17 protein-coding genes are annotated in these 21,849 nt (G+C 46.1%); 14 read left to right on the forward strand and 3 right to left on the reverse strand.

Annotated elements, in window-relative coordinates:
• Positions 1-63 precede the first annotated feature (63 nt).
• From HP552_RS16190 to HP552_RS16215, 6 genes are all read left to right on the forward strand, one after another.
• Positions 64-600 (forward strand): GNAT family N-acetyltransferase, encoded by a 537-nt coding sequence (locus tag HP552_RS16190; protein WP_246310918.1) that lies wholly within the window; start codon positions 64-66, stop codon positions 598-600.
• 80 nt (positions 601-680) lie between these two features.
• Complete coding sequence (locus tag HP552_RS16195) at positions 681-1,049, forward strand: hypothetical protein (RefSeq protein WP_175396465.1); 369 nt, start codon at positions 681-683, stop codon at positions 1,047-1,049.
• A gap of 22 nt (positions 1,050-1,071) precedes the next feature.
• Positions 1,072-2,304, forward strand: a complete 1,233-nt coding sequence (locus tag HP552_RS16200; RefSeq protein WP_175396466.1) for a beta propeller repeat protein — start codon at positions 1,072-1,074, stop codon at positions 2,302-2,304.
• Positions 2,305-2,470: 166 nt separating this feature from the next.
• Positions 2,471-2,863: a hypothetical protein gene (locus HP552_RS16205; RefSeq protein ID WP_175396467.1), complete on the forward strand. Its 393-nt coding sequence runs from the start codon at positions 2,471-2,473 to the stop codon at positions 2,861-2,863.
• A 307-nt stretch (positions 2,864-3,170) separates the two neighbouring features.
• Positions 3,171-4,895: an NAD-dependent malic enzyme gene (locus tag HP552_RS16210; protein WP_175396468.1), complete on the forward strand. Its 1,725-nt coding sequence runs from the start codon at positions 3,171-3,173 to the stop codon at positions 4,893-4,895.
• Between the two features lie 156 nt (positions 4,896-5,051).
• On the forward strand, positions 5,052-6,014 hold the full coding sequence (locus HP552_RS16215) for an AEC family transporter (protein ID WP_175396469.1): 963 nt from the start codon (positions 5,052-5,054) through the stop codon (positions 6,012-6,014).
• Positions 6,015-6,208: 194 nt separating this feature from the next.
• Here the strand turns inward: HP552_RS16215 and dapA are convergent, their stop codons facing one another.
• Complete coding sequence (dapA, locus tag HP552_RS16220; protein ID WP_175396470.1) at positions 6,209-7,105, reverse strand: 4-hydroxy-tetrahydrodipicolinate synthase; 897 nt, start codon at positions 7,103-7,105, stop codon at positions 6,209-6,211.
• Positions 7,106-7,228: 123 nt separating this feature from the next.
• Here dapA and HP552_RS16225 point away from each other — a divergent pair, with 123 nt between their 5' ends.
• The gene (locus HP552_RS16225) at positions 7,229-8,116 is read left to right on the forward strand and encodes a LysR family transcriptional regulator (protein WP_175396471.1); all 888 of its coding nucleotides are present in this window, start codon (positions 7,229-7,231) and stop codon (positions 8,114-8,116) included.
• Here the strand turns inward: HP552_RS16225 and HP552_RS16230 are convergent, their stop codons facing one another.
• Together HP552_RS16230 and HP552_RS16235 are read right to left on the reverse strand one after the other, a co-directional pair.
• Positions 8,117-9,727: a helix-turn-helix domain-containing protein gene (locus HP552_RS16230; protein WP_175396472.1), complete on the reverse strand. Its 1,611-nt coding sequence runs from the start codon at positions 9,725-9,727 to the stop codon at positions 8,117-8,119.
• Positions 9,720-11,525: a cache domain-containing sensor histidine kinase gene (locus HP552_RS16235; protein ID WP_175396473.1), complete on the reverse strand. Its 1,806-nt coding sequence runs from the start codon at positions 11,523-11,525 to the stop codon at positions 9,720-9,722. The genes HP552_RS16230 and HP552_RS16235 overlap by 8 nt, the downstream gene beginning before the upstream one ends.
• Positions 11,526-11,737: 212 nt before the next feature.
• On the opposite strand from HP552_RS16235, the gene HP552_RS16240 reads away from it, so the two are divergent.
• The 7 genes from HP552_RS16240 (at position 11,738) to HP552_RS16270 (ending at position 21,821) form a co-directional block, all read left to right on the forward strand.
• Entirely contained in the window at positions 11,738-13,267 is a 1,530-nt protein-coding gene (locus tag HP552_RS16240) for an extracellular solute-binding protein (RefSeq protein ID WP_175396474.1), read from the forward strand.
• 120 nt (positions 13,268-13,387) lie between these two features.
• Positions 13,388-14,296, forward strand: coding sequence for an ABC transporter permease (locus tag HP552_RS16245; RefSeq protein ID WP_175396475.1), 909 nt, complete (start codon positions 13,388-13,390; stop codon positions 14,294-14,296).
• A 16-nt stretch (positions 14,297-14,312) separates the two neighbouring features.
• Complete coding sequence (locus HP552_RS16250; RefSeq protein ID WP_175396476.1) at positions 14,313-15,182, forward strand: carbohydrate ABC transporter permease; 870 nt, start codon at positions 14,313-14,315, stop codon at positions 15,180-15,182.
• A gap of 38 nt (positions 15,183-15,220) precedes the next feature.
• Complete coding sequence (locus HP552_RS16255) at positions 15,221-17,428, forward strand: alginate lyase family protein (protein WP_175396477.1); 2,208 nt, start codon at positions 15,221-15,223, stop codon at positions 17,426-17,428.
• A 364-nt stretch (positions 17,429-17,792) separates the two neighbouring features.
• Positions 17,793-19,070 carry a BNR-4 repeat-containing protein gene (locus tag HP552_RS16260; protein WP_217506453.1) on the forward strand — a complete coding sequence of 426 codons (1,278 nt, stop codon included), beginning with the start codon at positions 17,793-17,795 and terminating at the stop codon, positions 19,068-19,070.
• A 281-nt stretch (positions 19,071-19,351) separates the two neighbouring features.
• Positions 19,352-20,506: a glycosyltransferase family 2 protein gene (locus tag HP552_RS16265; protein ID WP_175396479.1), complete on the forward strand. Its 1,155-nt coding sequence runs from the start codon at positions 19,352-19,354 to the stop codon at positions 20,504-20,506.
• Positions 20,507-20,540: 34 nt separating this feature from the next.
• Complete coding sequence (locus HP552_RS16270) at positions 20,541-21,821, forward strand: aminotransferase class III-fold pyridoxal phosphate-dependent enzyme (protein WP_217506454.1); 1,281 nt, start codon at positions 20,541-20,543, stop codon at positions 21,819-21,821.
• Positions 21,822-21,849 lie beyond the last annotated feature (28 nt).

The following is a 21,849-nucleotide window of genomic DNA, read 5'->3' on the forward strand; positions in this document are numbered from 1 at the left end:
AATAGCAAGTTATAAAGGCCTGTTGTAGGACAGGTCTTTTTGCTGTATTAAGGAGGAGATTTTTTGAAGGTAATTCAAACGAACGATATGGAACTGAACAATGAACTCTCGGTGCAGCTGCAACAATTACTGGTTGCGAGCTTTCCGGAGATCTACCCAGAAGATCGAATGTACTTCAAGCAGGTTCCACATTCGAGATTGCTCGTTATGGATGCGGAACATCGACTGATCGGGCATGTTGGATTGGATTACAGGACCATGAATCTGAACGGAACGGCCATCCGGGTATTGGGGGTTATTGATCTGTGCATCTCGGTCACTCACCGTTCGAAAGGCATTGCTTCCATGTTGCTCGGTGAAGTGGATAAGCTAAGCAAGCAAAATGTTGATTTTATTCTCTTATTTGCGGATCATGTGAATTTGTATGTAAGAAATGGGTACCAATCTGTAAAAAACAGATGCAAATGGCTCAAAATTGACCATACCACGCTAACCACGGTCGGTATTGGAGATCAGGTTATGGATGGGTTAATGATGAAACAAGCAGGAACAGTTCCATGGGACGAGGGGGAGCTTGATTTTATAGGATATTTGTATTAGCCGTGTCAATGTCTATACGGTTTACGTAGTATAAAATACCAGAAAGATAGCGTGTATTGTATGAGAAGGGAGTGATTCTTTTGCCTAACAGTACGGGGTTCATTTACAACCCGACAGCGGGGGAAACTCAGTCCACGCAGCTTATTGTGACTTGCATTAATGACTCCCTTGACGCTTCCGTCAATGTCGAGCTGGAGGTGTTTAGATGGGACACTACACAAACTGCTCGGATACCCATTGGTCATGATCTGATCGAAATTTTGCCTCAAGGTACAAGGACGTTAATATACCCTCTCATCAATGCAGCCTTTTTTGAGGTCCAAAGTGATTTTTTCAGTGCTACAAGTACGATTATCCATGTTTATAGTGTTAGCTCTACAGGCCAGATCATCCAACGGGTGCTCCAGTCCGAGATGACCGTGATAGACCGATTCACAAATATCCCTTAAAGGAAAAGAGGAGGTGAGACCATTGGCAGTTGTAAATATTACCGGAGCTCTGGGAGGCAATCAGTTTGAACCTTCCATTGCGGTGAATACGTTGAATCCCAATATTATGTGTGTCGTTGCTGTGGATACCAGCACTGGACCGACACTGACCGGATTCTATCGTTCCATTGATGGCGGTAATACCTGGTCCACTACTGTGCTTCCACAGCCAGCAGGATATTCAGGGGCAGAAGCACCTACCATTGACTATACATTTCCAAGTACCTTTATCGTGACGGTTCACGTGTTTAATGGAATCAATGATGGAACGATTGTCAGCTATACCTCCTTTGATGATGGTTTAAGCTGGCAACCACCGGTTATCGTGCAAGCAGGTTTCGGTACCGTTGTCCATAACGATGAGCCCTATATTGCCGTGGATCGGTCTCCGGGCAGTCCCTATAGAGGCAATGCATATGTTGGCTACACGCCGCTCGCTACAACTTCTTCAGCCATTTTCACTCAAAGATCAGTTTCGCAAGGTATAACCTGGGAACCACCAGATCGGCAGTCCAATCCCCGGGGAATACATGACCGTGCAGCCTTGGCTGTAGGGTTCTCCGGCGAAGTATATGCGGGTTACATCCTTACAGGCCCTGCAAGCCCATCTGCACTGCTAAGAATATCTTATGACGGTGGAATTAATTATCAACCGCCTATTGAAAGACAGTCTACATTTATTTCATCAGTTGTCCCTGCCCCTTCGCCTTTGCCTGTGCCGAATTATGCTTTTCGTGTACAAACCAACTTAAATCTGGCGGCGGATATCTCCATCGGGCCAAACAGTGGAACGGTGTATGGAGTATGGAATGATGCGCGAAGTGGTTACACGGATGTGTTCCTCAGTCGGTCTCCCGATGGTCTTCTTTGGTCAAATCCTGTTAGTATTACAGGTGCAGCTCCGGGCACACAGAACTTTTTCCCTTCCATAACCGTGTCCCCATTTGCCGGAACGATCAGGGTCATTTATATGACAAACCGAATTGACGGATTCCTTCTGGATGTATTTGTCGCCGAATCGTTTAATGGAGGCGCTTCTTTCACAAACCGGCGTCTGACAACAACTTCTTTTGATCCGAACGGAATTTCACCTGTACCTACAGTACTTATTGGTGATTACATTACCGCTACAACATCGGCCCCAGATAATCTGGCTGCTGTCTGGATGGCAACCACACCACCTACAGGCAAACTGGACGTTTATTTTAGTACGTAAGCATGTTTAAAGAGCCTTGGCAGGCCCGCCAAGGCGAATTTATAGTTCTTTTCTATCTATTAGTCTACACCTGTTCAACTCTCCTACATATGTGCTGAGAAATTGGCAGGATTTAGGTGCAGCATGCCAGAAGTAATCTGTATACCAACTTTTTAAGGAGGATGAGATGACTTCAACGTTGATAACCTTAATCATTGCAGCTGTAATTGTTGTTTTTGGGCTAACCACAGGATTGATTCTCATATTGAACGTCACCAAAAAGCTGCGAACCGGTAAAGAGACGATGGAGATCAGGAAGGAGATATTGAAGTACGGATCTCCTGCAAAAGCGATCATTCAGGATATTGCCGAGACGTCGTCAAGCATGCATGGACGGCCTGGCGTACGTCTCGATTTGTTCGTTACCCAAGAAGATGGTCAGACCTTCCAATCGGTTGTGACTACGTTTATTCCGGTGATCCATATTCCGAAATTCCAGAAAGGATGTGAGATTGACGTAAAATACATGGGTGAAGGGAATGTTAGAAAGGTAGAAGTAGAAGACGCTTACGTCATATAACAATGGTTTGAAGGTGTATATAAGTCTCTCATAAGCCGCATATATGCGGCCTTTTTTATGCCTAAATCGGTTCACATACCCATGTTGAAGCCTAAATAGAGTTATAAAATGATTTTCTTGGAAAATATTAAAGCGATAAATTTTACTTATCGAATGGCAACCAAATTCTTTTCATGAAAGTTTCATAGCTTCGTTTACATAATATAAAAAAAGTCATATAATTGTCATCGGAAGGTTAACAACTAACCTAAAGTTATCTAGTGTAGAAAAGGAATTAAAGAGATATCACGAAAGAAGGCTATCCGTAATGAACACATTTTTTGTTGATTCCAATGGTAATCTGAAAACCCAATTAAGAGGTAAAGACATTCTTTCCAATCCCATCCTGAACAAGGGTATTGCCTTTACCGAAGAAGAGAGAAGAGAACTTAACCTGAACGGCATTTTGCCGCCAATGGTTTTAAATATTGAAGAACAGGTGAGCCGGGTCTATCAGCAGCTGCAAAATGAATCTGATAATTTGCGTAAAAGCATCATGCTGAATGACTTGTTCAACCGAAATATCGTCCTATTCTATCGTTTGCTAAAAGAACATCTTAGTGAACTGCTGCCGATCGTATATACACCTACGGTTGGACAAGCGATTCAGGAATATAGTCATCAATATCACAGACCTGGCGGCGTGTATCTCTCCATCAATGATATGGACGGACTTGAGGAAGCATTCCGGAACAGTGGCCTGCAGGCTGGAGACGTCGACCTTATTGTGGTGACAGATTCTGAGAGCATTCTTGGCATTGGAGACTGGGGGGTTGGTGGCATCAACATTGCCATCGGCAAACTGGCCGTGTACACAGCTGCAGTAGGTGTCGATCCAAGCCGTGTACTTCCGGTGGTACTGGACGTTGGAACCAACAATCCAACATTGCTGAATGATCCATTGTACGTGGGGAATCGTCATGAACGTATTCGCGGTGAAAAGTATGATCAATTTATTGAAGCATTTGTGAAGGAAACGACCAAATGGTTTCCCGACGTTCTTCTTCACTGGGAAGACATGGGCAGCGTGAATGCCAGAAATATTATTCAAAAATATGGAGAAGAACTCCTTACATTTAATGATGATATTCAAGGAACCGGTGCGGTTACCCTAGCTGCCGTTATGTCAGGCGTTCAAGTAACGGGTGTACCTCTTCGGGAGCATCGTGTACTCGTCTTCGGACCAGGGGCTGCCGGCATTGGTAATGCGGATCAGATTCGGGACGCCATGATGGAAGAGGGGCTTACGCAGGAAGAAGCCGAGGATCGTTTCTGGGCATTCGATTATCGCGGTATTTTGACCGATGAGATCGAAGGGTTGTTTGAATACCAGAAGCCGTATGTGCGTAAAGCGGAGGAAATCAAAGACTGGAGTCTAGATGAACAAGGTCAGGTTAGTCTGCTGGAAGCTGTGAGTCGCATTAAACCAACCATTCTTATTGGTACATCCGGTGTTACGGGTGCCTTCAACGAACAGGTTGTTAAGGAAATGGCCAAGCATGTGGAACGCCCAATCATCATGCCGATGTCCAATCCGACATCACTTGCCGAAGCTGCTCCGAAAAGTCTGATTGAATGGACGGATGGCAAAGCATTGATCGCAACAGGAAGCCCATTTGAACCTGTGATGTATAATGACATTCAGTTCGAGATAGGTCAATCCAACAATGCCTTCGTGTTCCCGGGTCTTGGACTTGGAGCGATCGTATCCAAAGCCTCTAAATTTACCAAAAATATGTTTACTGCAGCGGCGATCGCGGTAGCTGGAGCCGTAGACTCTTCAGAACCTGGTGCTCCGTTGCTGCCAAGAGTCAAAGAACTACAGGATGTTTCATACCAAGTTGCAGTTGCTGTAGCGAAAGCGGCGATTGAGGATGGCGTAGCCCGCCGTGAACTTGAGAATGTGGAAGAGGCCATTAAGGAAGCCATGTGGCACCCTGTTTACAGACCCGTCCTTGCAGCAGTTAATGAACGTGAACACGCAATGGTTTAAATATGACAATACGCCGCACCGAGAGAATACCTGTCCATTCGTGCAGGTATTCCTTGGCTGTGTCTAAAATTGTAAAAACATTATACATGATCAAAATCTATTGTCATTTGTTGAATTGTTGCAAATGCTCAGATCATAAATGGAGGTTTGAACAACATGTCAGTCAGTGACATTTTCATCATATTAATTCCTATTTTTTTCGTAATTTTACTTGGCTTTTTCGGAGGCTACTTTAAGGTATTTAACTCGGCATCCTCCAAAGGTTTAAATACACTGGTGACCAAATTTGCACTGCCGGCACATTTGTTTATCGGTATTACTACAACCAAAAAAGAAACCCTGATCGACAAGTGGCCATTTTTCATGACCATTTTCCTTGGTATCATCGGGTTCTATGTGGTTTTATTGCTTGTGATGCGTTTCATTTTCAAAGTAAACCTAAGCCAGTCATCCATCTTTTCATTAAATGCGACGCAACCTTCATTCGCGTTTATGGGGATTCCTGTCCTGGGCAACCTGTTTGGCGCTGCAGAAGTAACCATTCCTATTGCGATTACAGGCGTAGTGGTCAATGCGCTGCTTGATCCCATCGCGACCATCGTCAGTTCCGTAGGGAAGAAAACGGAAGCGGGCAAGAACGGCGATCATGCCGAAAGCCTGTTTAAACTTACGATCCATTCCATCATTCATGGTCTAAAAGAACCGCTTGCCTGTGTACCGCTTCTGGGTGTTATCCTGACACTCTTTGGCTTCCAGTCACCTCATCTGCTGCAAAGCTCATTTGATCAAATTGGTAGTATTACATCCGGCGCAGCGCTCTTTGCCATTGGGGTAACAGTGGGTATCAATCGGATTAAATTCAGCCTGAATGCCATCAGCATTTCCCTGTTGAAAGTCATTGCACTGCCTTTGTTTACCTACATGTTTGCTGTATTGATGGGGCTATCTTCTACAGACGTGACCATGGTTATCCTGCTGGTATCCTTCCCTGGATCAGCCGTAGCTGCGATGATTGCGTCGAGATTCGATACGCTTGAGGTTGAGACGGCGTCATCCTTTGTCATGAGCTCGGTCCTGTCACTGATTTCACTGCCAATTCTGATTTCCATTTTGGTCTAATGGTAACGACAGAAACGTTAGGGCAGCCACACTTGTGGTGGATACATTTTTATCATGGCTTTGTTGCGAAGTGAGGATGTGCGAAAAAATGACGTAATTCCGTAGCTCTTGTATCAGATGCCCATAACGCATATTCAAAAAGCCGCAGATCTGCGGCTTTTGTCATGTCTATGCATTGTAGTTCATTATGTTATCTAGACTACTGCGTTACTGCTCACCGTGTATTGGTCCATCTTTGCTTTTAATTGCTCAGATGCTGGCATCAGCGGCAGGCGCAAATGAGCGGAAGCGATGATTCCTTGTTTGACGAGCAGCCATTTGAGCAGCGCAGGAGCAGGTTCTTCAAAAAGGTGAAGAATAAAAGGAACTAATTCATTGAACAAGTCACGTGATCCATCTTTGTCACCTGCTTTAAAACGGTCGTACACTTCAATGAACTGTTTCGTGTTGATGTTGGCAGAAGCCAGCATACCGCCAGCGGCACCTTCATTTAACATGTCATAGAAAAACGAATCATCCCCGCACAGGATCGGTTTTGATCCACTACGCACCAGTTCTGACATCAACTCAATTCCGTTGGTACTGTCCTTAAGACCAATAACACCGTTTAAGTTCATTATTTTTTTCATCGTGTCTATAGAGACCCGGACACCCGTTCGCGCTGGAATTTCATATACAATAATGGGCACGCCCACTTCAGCAGTTGCTCGAAAATGCTCGAATATGCCTGCCTCTGTCGGTCTGTTGTAATAGGGAGTTACTACAAGAACAGCATCTGCCCCTAATTCTTTAGCCTTTTGTGTTCGCGTTATTGTTGAGGCTGTATCGTTGGTTCCGGTCCCCACGACAATCGGAATCGTTTTATTCATGCTGCTCAAGGTGTCCTTCGTGATTCGAACCAGCTGCTCCACTTCATCCCAGGATACTGTGGGAGATTCTCCCGTAGTACCGTTAATAACCAAACCCTGAATTCCGCTATTTGCCATATGAGTGATATAGGTCTGAAAGGAGGTTAAATCGAGTTGATTATCTTGTGTAAAAGGGGTGATTACAGGTACATAAATACCATGAATCTGTTGTTCCGTTAACATGATATGGCCTCCATTTATGTTGAAATGATATTAAATTCACTTTACCATGGGAATTGGCATCATAGTTAACTATAATAGATGATGAGTGTTATCAATTATTTTGATGAGGTAGGTACCAGGAATATGGATCTGAACTATTTTCAAACCTTTCGTGAAGTGGCTGTAAGGCAAAGTTTTACGAAGGCTGCAGAAGAGCTGGGCTATGCACAGTCTAGTGTAACAACCCAGATTCAAAAGCTGGAAAAAATATACCAAGTAAAATTATTCGAACGTTACAACAACAATAAAATTCGGCTTACATCAGCGGGGGAAGAACTGTTTTTACTTTCCGGACAACTTCTTGAGATTTTTGAACATTCCCAGGAAAAGCTGACGAAACAGGGTGGAGGTTCGCTTACGATTGCAACCATGGATTCTCTTGCCTCTTATTTTCTGCCTGCCCCAATTCAGACCACTCGTAAGCAGTATCCTGAACTTGGCATTCGGCTGCAGACGGATCGGGAAGACATGATTTTGCAGAAAGTGAGAGAGGGAGAAGCAGATGTAGGGCTTATTCTTGCCAATGCTTCGTCCGAAACAGGCTTGCAGTGGATAACGATCAGGGAAGAGCCGCTTGTTCTCATTGTTAACACAGATCATTCCCTTGCCCATAAGCAGAAAATCGAGCTGAGTGATCTGGCTGACGAGGAATGGATTATGCCTGAGGATACCTGCAATTACAGGCAGCTGCTGGAGAGGGTGCTGAGAACAAACGGAATACCCTATAAAGTAGGTCTCGAACTCGGAAGTCCAGAAGCTATCAAAAGAAGCATTATGGCAGGGTCAGGCATTTCACTTCTGCCGCAAATGACTGCGATGGATGAAATACGCCGGGAGGAACTCGCTGTTTTGCCATTGGATCACGGCGAATTCAGATTGGAAATCCAGCTGGTCATTCATACCCGGAAATGGGTATCTCATGCATTACGCCAATTTATCGCGAACTTGGGAGCCAAGCAAACCGAATGGTGATCAATTCGGACGGATCTGGCGAAAGTCGGAGGGAGATACCCCTGTTTCCTTCTTAAATACCCGGTTGAAGGATCGGTAGTTTTCGAATCCAATGGCTTCCGATATCTCAAATGTCTTCTGATCCGTAGTTAATAAAAGCAGTTTGGCTTTCTCCAGTCGTAGACGGGTGAGGTACTGCATGAAGCTCTCACCCATGTTTTTTTTGAACATGCTGCTGAAATAGGGCACGCTGTAATTTATGGATCCGGCCAATTCCTCCAGTTTATACGGATAAGACAAATCCTCATTGATCTGCTGTACAATTTTGTAGATGGACGCATCAAGCCGCGACTCATCCCCCTGCAATGCCTGAAGTTTGAGAAAAGAGGTTAGACTTGCATCATGTACGGCATGGAAGGTTTGGCAGTTTTCTAGCCTTTTTCGGAACTCAGCTTCGATGTCAGCCCCTCCACGTGCTTCGATTACAAACGCTCCCAGCTCCAGAACAATGCGCAGATAAAGGGATTTGATCTGTTCCGGATCCCATCGTAACTCAGCAGCCTGCATGAAAAAGGAATGACGCACTTGATCCGCTGCGGCAGCCCTCGAGATGGTTTCCATGAAGGCAGACTTGATCGTTTTGGTCCAGAACCGTGTCATCTGTTCAGGTATGCTCTGAAAATGAAACACTAGCCTGGATACGGATTCAGTTGCAACCTGCTGTTGTTGATAGAAAAATGGATAGGGTGCGGAAGCCAGCCTTTTTAATGTTTCAATATGGCTTGCAATTCCCTGGGCAAAAAAAACTTCGAGTATCAGTGCACTCATTTTCAGATTGCTCGTTAATGCCTGCTGCAGCTGATCCAAAAAAGAAGGATATTCCCGATTGGTCTGATCGTCATAAATGGAAAAGAAACGTTCTCTATCCAGTGCAACGACTTTGTTGGGGCCACGCGCATTCAATAATTCCTTCATGACATTGCTCCCCGCAAATTGCCACAGCTTTTTCTCTCCAAGTTGTTCAAGAGAGAATCGCAGTGAATGACGATCTATTTCCACAAGCAGCACCTTAAAGGTTCCTGTACGAACAGGAAGCTGAGCTTGCTCCAATCCGTCCAGCCATTTTTGCTCCGCAACGGGATGGCGCAGCATTTCCAGAAATTGATTTTGTTCAATCTCCATTTCATTAGAGCGAACCTGCTGTTCAAGCTGCTGCTGTTTCACACGCGTCTCGTCCAGGGTTCCGGCTTTCCGGGTCAGCTCTTCGAGTGTCCGGGCAAGCAGTTGCGGATCGGTCAGGCAATCGTCCTTGATGAGATAGACATCGGCATTTAGATAGATGGCTTGATGAGCAAAATGAAAATCCTGATGACAGGTCAATATGACAATCAGGGGCTGCGGCTGATGACCTTCCCGGATGCTCCGCAGCATATCAAGCCCGTTCATGCCAGGCATCGTAATATCCGTAACAATAAGGTGGGGCTGATGCCGCTCATAAAGTTCCAGACCGCCTTTTCCGTCTGAAGCTTCGCCAACCAGTTCAAGCAAATCCTGTCTCTGAAGAATCATTTCACGGAATACCGTTCTGGCCGGGAGCTCATCTTCGACAAGCATGACCTTGTATTTACTCATCCGCATCTCCCCCCTTGACGTTATTTTTATCCTGTTCCAATTCAAACCGAATCGTTAATCCTTCATCCGAAGGACTGGAAAGTGTGATTCGGGCACTGGAGCCGAAGAACAGCTTCATCCGCATCCAGACATTCTGCAGTCCGATATTTTCCCCAATTTCATCATGCAGAAGGTGTCCTCTTAGCTTGTTGAGCGCATCAGTTTCCATGCCAACGCCGTTATCACCTACCTCAATAATGACGATTCTCTCTCGTGTGGAGCATGAGAAGACACGGAGATGAATGGAACCCTGATCCATCCTGGCTGGCAGGATGCCATGGAAGACAGCGTTCTCAATCAGTGGCTGCAGGCTGAGCCGAGGAATGCTGAGTTGTTGATAGGGCTCCGCAATACAGGTTTGCAAGGTAATCTGACATTCGTACCGCATGTTAAGCAAGGCAATATAATCCCGCAAGTAGTCCACTTCTTCCTGGAGGCTGACGGTTTGTTCAACATTTTCCATTGAATAGCGAAGGAGGGAGACAAGTCTGCCCATCAAAGAGTTAATCCGGTTATAATCCTTCATCATGGCAAACATGCGGATGGTGTTCAGGGTGTTATACATAAAATGGGGATTAATCTGGGATTGCAGAGCACGGATCTCCAGCCTGTGCTTCAAATCCTCAGACTCCTGCAAGTCCACCATCAGATCCTGAATACGAACAGCCATTGTATTGAGCATCCGACCCAGGTCCCCGATTTCGTTGTTGGCGAATTGAGTAACCCTGGCATCGAATTGCCCATTTTTGATCGCCTGCACCTGTCGCTTCACTGCCTGTAAGGGACGATATAAGTGATAACCAAAACCAATAACGCTTAATGCACCCAGACTGACAAGCAGAACGAGAACATAAGTAACGGTACGCCGGATAATGGTCGTGTGCTGGTTCAGCTCCCGGGACGGAATTTCACTGACAACGATCCATTTGTCGTAAGTAGCCGTCTGTTTAACAGAGATGATCGATGAACCCATGTCAAACTGATTGGGACTGCCCAGCTCCCGCCAATGATTCAAAATCCCTTGAATCCGTCGCTGTTCTTCAGCATCAGACAGCTTGCTGGTAGTGGCAATGGTTTGGGCATCACTTGTTACGAGTGAAATGGCTCCACTTGAGCCGAGTTCAATATGCTGAATTTGACGCAAGTATTCCTTGTTATTCATGGATATGAGCAGTACACCCTTAAGATCCTCGTACTGGAAGTATGGGATTCGTGAAATGTAAAAAGTGGATTCGTCTAATGCTTCCACATCCGGGATCGAATGCTTGTCCAGAAAAAGTCCCTGCTTGCCGGAATTCAAGTAATATTCAATCAGTGCCTTATATTTTGAATTGTCCATTGCTTCAGGGGCATTGGTAGAAGAGAGAATCTCCCCGGTAATGGCGGAGTAGACCTGTACGCCTTCCACATTGCCGATAATAGCAGACGCAGTGCTTAATACGGAAATCAATACTTTTTTACGGACAACCTCCTCAAAATATTGCTCGGAAGGGGATACAAGTGCATCCTGAATTGAAGTGATTCTGGAGTACTGTTCGCTTACTTCACGAAAACGGCTCATGGTTAATTCAATTCGGTCTACCACTTGATCCACCAGTTGTGCGTTTAGCCGATTCACCTGTTTGTCTACAGTCGTGCTTGAGACACGGATGGAAATGGCTGAGAGTACAATCAGCGGAATAATGGAACTGGCCAGCATGATCAGAATCATTTTGATATAGAAGCTGCGAGTCAAAAAACGCAAAAATGCTGACGACATGGGATCACTTCCGTAACAGGATTGATTTTTTTATATTATAATATGATTTTCCCGCGATTTGTGGTAGCGTTTTCAAAAATATTAAAAATGGTTACACTTTAGCTCGGAATCGACATGTGAAGCTTGAGGTGAATTTCTTATAATCCAAATTGTACAGCAGCGAAGATACTGATAAGGCTTAAGAACTCAGACGAATGGGGATGGGTATGAAAATGAAAAAGAAATGGTTAGCCAAAGGTATGGCCGTCATGATGATAGGTGTGTTGCTAGCGGGTTGTTCAAGTGGAACCGAATCGGCAGGGGAGACAGGCGGGGACTCATCCAAGCCAACGCATATTAAGGCCATGACCATTCTGTTCGGTGATCCTCCTGCTACAGACAATAACAAAGCGCTTGAAGATCTGGAGAAACGCGGTAATGTCGATCTCGATGTAACGTTTGTTCCCTCGGAGGCTTATGCAGATAAGCTCTCGGTAGCCGTCTCTGCTGGAGATTCCTATGATCTGCTGTTAATGGATGGCGGCAAGGATGACAAGTTTAATAACCTGGTGAATATGGGAGCATTCCACGATCTGACACCTTACCTGGAGGCTACGAAGAATATCAGCTTGATTGAAGATGCGGTCTGGAACAACGCCAAGGTGGATGGAAAAGTGTACGGTATTCCCCGGCCTCGCGGACTCTATGGTGGAGGAGAAGCCAGCATGATTATTCGAAAGGACTGGCTGGATCAATACAATCTCGAAGTTCCCAAAACGATGGATGAATTGACGCATGCCCTGGAGATTTTTAAAGAGAATGATCCGGCAGGAAACGGGAAGACAATTCCCCTATCCGTGTATGGTGCAGATGCAACAAGTTCCCCCGGACCCTTCGGAGGGGTGTCTCCCATCGGGTTTGCCTTCGGCGTTCCACTCACCTGGAAGCTGGATAATAACCAGCCTGTACGTGATTTTCAGACACCGGAATTCAAGAGTTTCCTTGACTGGATGCGGGACGCATGGAGCAAAGGGCTGATCGACAAGGACGCGCCTGTTCTCAAAAACCAGCAGCAAGCAAGAAGTAAATTCCAGGCAGGTGTTGTTGGTGTGTATGCGGGGAATGTCAGTGATCTTGCGGAAACAAACGTTGCCAAATTGCAGCAGGCTGACCCGGATGCGGAAATTGCCATTATTGATATTCTCGAAGGTCCCAATGGAGATAAAGGCGTCCCGGTGCTGGGAGGATATTATGGACTCTGGACTATACCAAGTTCTGTCTCAGAAGAAAAGGTGAAACAGATTGTGGAGTTTCTGGACTTCACGGCATCGGAGGAGAACGCAGCATTCAGCAAAACGGGAGTCATTGGCGTTCATGCAAGTGATTACAAGGATGGCATTGTTGTTCAAACCGAAGAAGAGAAAAAACAGTATGACGTGGATAAACCCAGTCAGTTCGTTCTGGAGAATCGTGTAGATCCGTACGTGTATGCCACATCCAAGGAACCAGACATTCTTGCCGTGCAGAAGGCATCACTTGATACGATCAGCCAACATGGCATAGAGAATCCATTTCTCATCTATAACTCGCAGACTGCCAGCAAAAATCCGGATAGCTACAAAAAAATGAGTGCAATCATGACCAAATATGTCATTGGTGAAGTGGAGTGGGAACCGGTCCAAAACGAAATCGACGTCTGGACCAACGGGATCGGAGCCCAAATTACGAAAGAACTGATGGATCAGTATCAGGCTGATCAATAACCTTTTGATTTGACGAAGAGACATGCAATTCGTATTCCGGTTACAGAGACGCTTGTCACACATCGAAGTATGACAGGCTTTCTGTGGACTGGACAGCTGTAAGGGAAGGGAGGAAGGACAGTGCTTCGTAACGCCAGGTTCTCACGATTCCGCCAACTATGGCCGTTTTATCTGCTTGCTGCGCCGGGACTCATCTATTTTATTGTGTTCCATTATGTTCCCATGTCAGGGCTGGTTCTTGCATTTAAGGATTATAGTCCCTTCCGGGGGATGTGGAATAGTCCATGGGTGGGATTGGATCATTTTAAACAGTTTTTCAGTACGCCTGACTTCTACATGCTTCTCAAAAATACGCTTGTTCTCAGCCTGCTGAACCTGATTGTTTATTTTCCATTTACCATTTTGTTTGCCATTATGCTGAATGAGATCAGGCTGGAATTGTTCAAGCGAATCTCACAGACGATTGTGTACCTGCCACACTTTTTGTCCTGGGTCGTTATCTCCGGGATCACCATTTCCTTTTTCGGTCCATCGGGTGTAATCAATTATTATCTCGAACAGTGGTTTGGCACCAGTGCTGCCTTTATGGTCAGTAATGAATGGTTCAGACCCTTGGTAATCTTTCAGTCCATCTGGAAAGATGCAGGATGGGGGACCATTATTTTTCTCGCTGCATTAGCCGGAATCAATCCCGAATTATACGAGGCAGCCAAGGTCGACGGGGCAAACCGTTTTCAGAATATTTGGCATATTACCCTTCCAGGCATCAAGAGTACCATTGTGATTCTGCTGCTGCTTCGTCTGGGTTCATCCCTGGATACCAACTTCATGCAGATCTTCCTGATGTCCAATGGCCTCAATTTGGAGGTGTCAAACGTTTTTGATCTGTTTGTCTATAATGTCGGACTGGAGCAGTTTAATTACAGTTACGCCATAACAGTAGGCATGTTTAAATCAGTTGTCAGTCTCATTCTGGTTGTGGCAGCCAACTATGCCGCGAGATTGCTTGGCGAGGACGGTATCTTCTAGACGGGAGTGTAGCGACATGAAAGCACGATTTTCGTGGTTTGACATGGTCCTGGCCATCATGATCATTTTGATTAGCCTGACCGTAATATTGCCTTTTCTGTATATCATCGCTGTGTCCTTCAGTCTTCCGGGGGACTCCATGGCAGGGAACTTTTTTATCTGGCCCAAAAACTGGACGCTCGATGCCTATCAATATTTGCTTGGTGCGAAATCTTTCCTGAATTCACTGAAAAACTCGGTGATCATTACGGCACTGGGTACCTGCATCAGTCTGATTGTATCCATTATGTTAGCCTACACGTTGTCCAAAAAAGGGATTCCCGGCAGCCGTATTATTCTGCTGCTCATTTTCTTCACCATGATTTTTCATGGAGGAATGATCCCCACCTACCTAGTCGTCAAAAATCTGCACCTCATCGATACCTATGGCGCGATTGTGCTGCCTGCGGCAACGAGTGCCTTTAACATATTGGTCATCCGCACATTTTTTCAGAGCCTGCCACCAAGTCTGGATGAAGCGGCAAGAATGGATGGTGCTGGAGAATTTCGCATATTGTTTTCAATTGTTATACCGCTCTCCAAACCGATCATTGCGACGTTCACATTGTTTTTTGTGGTGCAATACTGGAATGATTTTTTCTCATCGGTTATCTATCTGAACGATACCAATCGCTGGCCAATTCAACCGCTGCTGCGACAGATGGTGACGATTAGTGCCTCCAATATTTCCTCCGAGGCTGCACTTGACGCACAGCTAGCCGCCAATCTGGGACCGAATGTACAAAACGCAGCGATTCTGCTCGCGATGCTTCCCATTGTGGTGGTGTATCCCTTTTTGCAAAAACACTTTGCCAAAGGAGCCATGCTGGGATCAATCAAAGAATAAGCGTTCTGACTCAGGCGATGCCATAAAGGAGACTGATTATGACACTGAACGGATACAAAGATCTACGGCATAATTCCGCATATACGCAGATATTACCGACCGATGAACACTTTCTATTGAATGATGTGAATTTGGAGCTCCCGGAACTGCAGGAAACCAGATTGTACCTGGAAAAGGGGAATATTGAAGCTGCGCGCGATGCTTTTCTAAAACTTATCGCATCCACATCAAGAAGGCGGTATTATTTTGATATATCGGATGTGCCTCAATTAATGAAGGTTGTACAATCGAAATATTCACGGGATCAGGGCGCCCTCCGGGATATCGCCGAAGCGGACCGAATCGTGCAGGGCGACCTGCCTATATTCAAAGAGCACCGGGTTGTGTTCCCTGATAACAAGTATGATTGGAACAGTTGGCTGTATGACAGCTCACAGTATCAGCTGCACCTCACCCGATTCGTGTACCTGAAGCGATTATCCAGAGCTTACTGCCTTACCGGAAACGAAAAGTATGCCCAATGCTTCAACGACATGATGGAGCACTTTATTGATGATAATCCAGTTCCTAAGGACGGCACCTTTCGGGGCGAGCACTGCACGTGGGATCCGCTGTCTGTAGGCGTCAGGCTGTTCCAGATTCCCGAGGCGTTTGTTACCTTTTTTGGCTCAGCGTCTTTCAAGCCGGAGGTAAAAATGAAAATGATCAAATCATTTCTCCAGCATGGGAATTATGTTCGTGCATTTCACGCTTCTGATGGAAATCATGTATGCATGCAGATGCGTGGGCTGATTCAGGTGGCCTTGCTGCTGCCCGAATTGAAGGCATCATCCGCGTGGCTTGATTATGCCCTGCGTGAACTGCCAGCGTTCATCAGGCAAAATGTATTTGACGATGGAGTTCAGATCGAAGCAAGCCCCAACTATCATGTTATTGTCATGCGGGACCTTTATGAGTTGGTCTCCTTATTCCAGAGACTTGACGTTGAGGCTCCGGAAATCTATAAGGAAACTCTGGTGAAGATGTTGGATGTGTTGATTCAACTTCGTACTCCGGACGGCCAGCTGTTGCGCTTTGGGGATACGGACAAAACGGATGAACGGGAAATCCGCAATATTTTCAGTACGGGAGCCTATCTGTTCGGTCGGGGAGATTTGAAATACCTGGGATATGAAGAACTCCCTTTTGCACTGTTGTGGAGATTTGGACCGGAGGCCATTCAGCCGTATAAACAGATCGTTTCTGAGCAGCCAGTGGCGACATCGGCAGACTTTCGTGTTGGAGGGTATCTTGTTTCCAGAGAGAACTGGCAGCAGAATGCCATGTATGCTGCGATGCGTGCAGGCAAGGGCATTGGAGGACATGCACATTCGGATGCACTCAGTGTCATTTTATTTGCAGGTGGCAGGGAACTGATCCGTGATTCGGGCATGGGGCTGTTTGAATGGAACAGGGAGCGCAAATATGCCGTATCCACCCGGGCCCACAATACAATTGTAGTGGATGAACAGGATCAGCATGTTCGGGGAATGCACTGGAGTACGCAGCAAACAGCAGCTTGTAAAATATGGGACATTCGTAATACAGGAGCATACGATTATTGGTTTGCCAGTCATTATGGATATACACGTTTCACTGATCCGGTTATCCATTCCCGTAAGGTGCTCCACGTCAAAAACCGATATTGGTTAATTGTCGATATTCTGGAAGCAGATAAAGATCACAAGGTGGAGCAATATTTTCACCTTCCAACAGGAGATGTCATTGGAGATTGGAAAACATGCCGTATTCGGACCAATGATCCTGAAGCCAATGTCATGCTTGTTTTTCCGGAGCAGAAGGCAGAGGATGCTCAACTGGTTATCGAATCAGGACTTAACTACCGCTTGGGAAAATACGAGGTCAGTCCGGTTGTGAAGAGGACGATCCAGGCTGCAGGACGTACCATTTTGGAAACACTTATCGTTCCTTATGGAAAAGAAGTGCCTGTCTTAGAAGTAACAAGATTGCCGGTGCACCGAAACGAGAGCAGCTTGACTCGACAGGAAGTGACGGCGCTGCAAATCTCTGGAGAAGGCTGGATGGACGAGATATGCTTGAGTCATGATAGCGTAGAGGTTGCAACCTTTCTGGATCATACGGGGAACCCGGTAGCTGAATCACTATTACCGTCACCAGTACAAGAGGAAGAAATCAGGTTTGGACAAAAGCGTTATCAAGACGATTTGATATTTAGAAGAGTATAGGCAAAATAGCACAGGGGGGAAATGTGCACAAACGGATCGGTTCTTACAACTCTGCTGGCATTTCTGTTGGCAGAGTTTTTTTTATTGATTTTCTATAGCAACCTGCGATCCCATTCATCGAAGATTCGAAGCCAAATAAGCAAAAAGGTGAAATGTTCTATTCGCTTTGTCTTAATGCTTAAATATCAAAATTTTGTTCTATCAAAACATGATTTTGTGTATGACGGTCAAGGGAAATCACATGTTACGATGATTATGGCGCCAACAAGCCAGTCAGTAAAGTGTAAGCGCTTTATTTATCCCGGCCGGGGATCCTATTCTCTACAAATTCATGTTACACCATTCATGAAGGAGGCGGATGATCTTGGGAAGAAGCAGGTTTTGGAAGATAGGCGCCGCTGCAGCGCTGCTCATCTCTGTACTGCCAGCGAGCACAGGTATGGCAGCAGCCACACTCACTGAGGTGCCATATGTAATTGATTCGAGCAATCAGGCAGGATGGTGGTCACCACTTGAGACGTATGGTACTGGATCTGAGTATGCGTACTTGGCTTACAACGCTCCGGGCAGCACAGAGAATACACATACGGTCAATATAGCAAGGCGGGATGGATCAGGTACGTGGTCCAACATTCCAGTTATGAATGGCAGTGTCATTGCCGAATATAACGATGACATTGGACATAATCAACCCTCCATTGCCCGCGATGGCAGCGGTCGCTTTCATGTATTTGCTTCGATGCACAATGACAGCTGGCGTTATTTCAGGTCGGATACCGTTGGAGGCACCCCGCAAAATCATTCCTCAGATATGCCCTCCTTCACGACGTTCAAAGGAACCTATCCCGTACTGACAACGTCACCCAATGGCGATGTCTATCTTCTGATCCGATCAAGTGATGATTCAACCGGTTATCGACCTGGCTTGTTATTCCGTTGGAATAATGCTCAGTCCAGCTGGAGTCAAGTCGCGGTAGTTGGTGCCAATGCTGGTCGGTCATTCTATCCCAATGATCTGGTTTTCGATGCACAAGGCGACTTGCACATCTTGTTTGAATGGTCGGCCTTTGTATCCAGCGCACTTCGTCATGATTTGTCATATGTAAAATACAGACCTTCTACAGGCACCTTTTATAAAGCGGACGGCAGTGTAATTTCCTCACCCGTATCATTGGGCAATGTGGATATTGTGCAATCGATGGCACCATCCGAGGCCTATGTTAAGGATGGAGGAGATCCAGGAGGACCGGGCATCCAGAGCGCCAAGCTGGCTGTTGATTCTGCAGGCAATCCGAAGATTGTCTACCGATATCGTGAGGAAGGAAGCAGCAACTTCTCTGTGAAATATGCTTCATACGAGGCGGGAGGATGGAATCAGCAGACGGTCTATAATGCCACGGCGACCCGAGCAGGAATTGATATTACATGGACCGGGTCGAACGTTCGAGTCTACTATACAAAATATAGCGGAACAGACCGTGCCTATATGGCGGTTCCGAATGGTAATGGCGGTTGGACCCAAACATCAATTGCTTCCGGGAAACCAATTGAGAGGCTCAGTGTAGAGCGTAATGCGAATGGTATAGACATCTTGTATCTGGTGGATATCACCAATCGCAAGCTGTATTACGGCAGAAATTAAACCGCTTATATAATAACTGATCAACCAACACCCTTGGTGAGTTAACCGTGTCAACAGATGCGGATTTGCTCCCGAGGGTGTTTTTTTGATCATATTCAAATATTAATAGAGTTCAGAATTTGAGATTTCACAATTGCAAAAAATGATATAAATTTCTAGTAGATCCAAAACATTACCAAATTAAGACAGTAAATTCGGGACAAGGAGGTGGATATCCGGACATTTTTCACAGATCCAAAAGGATTAAATCGCATTTCATCATATCCAACGGGAGGGATTCCATGCTTTACACCATTATTGTGCCAGTCAACCAGGACTATAACATTTTGAACCTGTTCACCGATTCACTGCTTCGGACGGTGAGTCCATCAACACAGATTATTTTTATCAACGATGGTTCCGGCTCAGCAGTCTATCAGCATCTGGAGAAACTGAAGCAGGAAGTCAGAGAAGGGGTAACCATCGAGATTCTGCAGCATGATTTTCCGCTCGGCTGCGCGGTGTCCATTAACAGTGCACTACGGCGAGCTGAGGGAGATTATATTTTCTTCCTGGATTCCGACACCATTCTGCAGCCGGATTGGCAATCGATGATGAGAGAGACGCTGGACAGCGATATTACCATCGGCATGATTGGTGGTGTGCTGCTCTATCCGCAAACGGGAGGCGTGCAGCACTGCGGCATTGCTTTTGCGGACACGATCGGACGTCATCTCTTCCTGAATGCATCTCCAGAAGACATTCCCAAAGAGACCTTCTCGGTTCAACTGGTTGTATTCGCGATGTTCGGCATGAAGAGGGAGGTTTACGAGACGATTGGTACCCTCGATGAGAAGTTCTTTAATGGATACGAGGATTTTGATTATCAGATGCGGGCACGGGCTGCTGGTTACGATACGGTCATTAATCCGAATATTCGTGCGTATCACTGGGAACGAAGCAGCGGCATTCATCGAAACTTCAACCGCAAAAACAATCTGGCACGTTTCTGGAAAAAGTGGGGCAGTGAAATCGAGGCTGATGTATGGCCGTTCGTTTTCAGTCATCTGAAGTCACAGCTGGAGAGCCAGGATAATGATCAACATCTGCCGATCGTCGGTATTGATCTTGCTGAGGTACGAAGTGATGCAGATACGTTCTGGACCAAGCTTGAGGAAGCTGATATAGCACCTGTTGCAGAGGTACGAGATTATTCCAACCGTTTTAATTCGAACGGAGCCATCTGGCTGCCGCAGGTACTGGGTAAGGAATTGATCCATAGTGAGAACCGATTATTGTTTTTGGTGGATAATTTCGCCCGTTTGCTGGAAAACCGCTATTGGATCGAGATGAGACATGCACATCGGGCTAAGGATCTGATCATCGATTTGTATGGCAATGTGATTACGATGGATCGCATATATGATGGCTGCTGGCCTGGAACCAAAGTTCGCTAAAGATAAAAACCAAGCATACGGGGAGGAACTATAAGTGAAATCAAAAGAGAGCACGCTGGACCGTGCCGTTAGATTTACCCGGAATCTGGAGTGGTTGGAACATGTCGAAAAGGTAATTCCGAGCGGATGCAGTACATTAGCCAAGGCACCTGAACGATTATTTCCGGGTCACACGCCCGTATGCTGTGCCGAAGCACGCAATTCCCGTTTTATCGATATCGATGGAAATGAATGGCTCGATTGCGAGATGGCCATGGGTACGGCACCATGGGGACACGCAAGGCATGAAATTCAACTAACTATTATCCATCAGCTGAAAAAAGGGACAAGTTATTCCATTCCTGCTGACATCGAACTGGAATGTGCTGACCTGATCCTGCAGCGGTTTGGTGGACGTTACCCTTCACTGCGATTCACGAAAAGTGGCGCCGATGCAGTCAGTGGAGCAGTACGTCTTGCTCGTGCGGGCAGCGGCAAAAGCAAGGTGATATCGACTGCCTATCATGGGTGGCATGACTGGTCTGCCTATGGTTACTATGGTCGCGAAACAAAAGAGAGAGGCATTCCGGTCGATATTGAGCGTACAACGATCTGGGTGGACAAGCCAACACCGGAACGAATCGAGGCACAGATTACCGCTTCTCCCGAGGATATCGCCTGCATTGTCCTGTGTCCGAATGAATGGAAGCGCGAGCCGTTGGCGCAGGTCGTCTCCTTGTGCCGATCACTCGATATCATCGTGATATTTGATGAGGTTACTTCAGGCATTCGAATGGGCAAGCAGGCTACAGCAGGAGAGTATGACATCTGGCCTGATCTGCTCTGTATTTCCAAAGGCATGGCGAACGGATTGCCCCTTGCAGCTGTGATGGGACCGCAGCATTTGATGTCTTTATCGGGACAGGTCAGGTTCAGCAATGCTCATTCCAGCGAGACTACTGCGCTTGCTGCAGCGATCGCATGTGAGCGATTGATGAAAAGTGCGAAGGTATGGCCAAGCTGGCGGGATGCTACCATCCGGATCATGGATCTGATTGAGGCAGAACTCATACTTCTTGGACTAACCGACCAATTGGCGTTGAAAGGGACGTATGCGAGCTTCTACATTCACTCGATTACGGAGGAAAACTTCCAGACCGACCCATTCCGTGAGTTTATCGTGAAAAAAATGGCGCACTTCGGCATTTTCACCAAGGGATACTTCATTTTCTCGGATGCACATACCCGGGAGGAATTGCTGTGGGTGGAAGAAGCACTCCTGCAGACACTATCGGACTGGAAAGAGCTGCGTAAACAGGAGCACCTTTCGCAATAAAAATTTCGAAAACGTTTAAAGCCTAGTC

Source organism: Paenibacillus xylanilyticus, assembly GCF_013359935.1.
GTDB classification, from domain to species: Bacteria; Bacillota; Bacilli; order Paenibacillales; family Paenibacillaceae; genus Paenibacillus; species Paenibacillus xylanilyticus.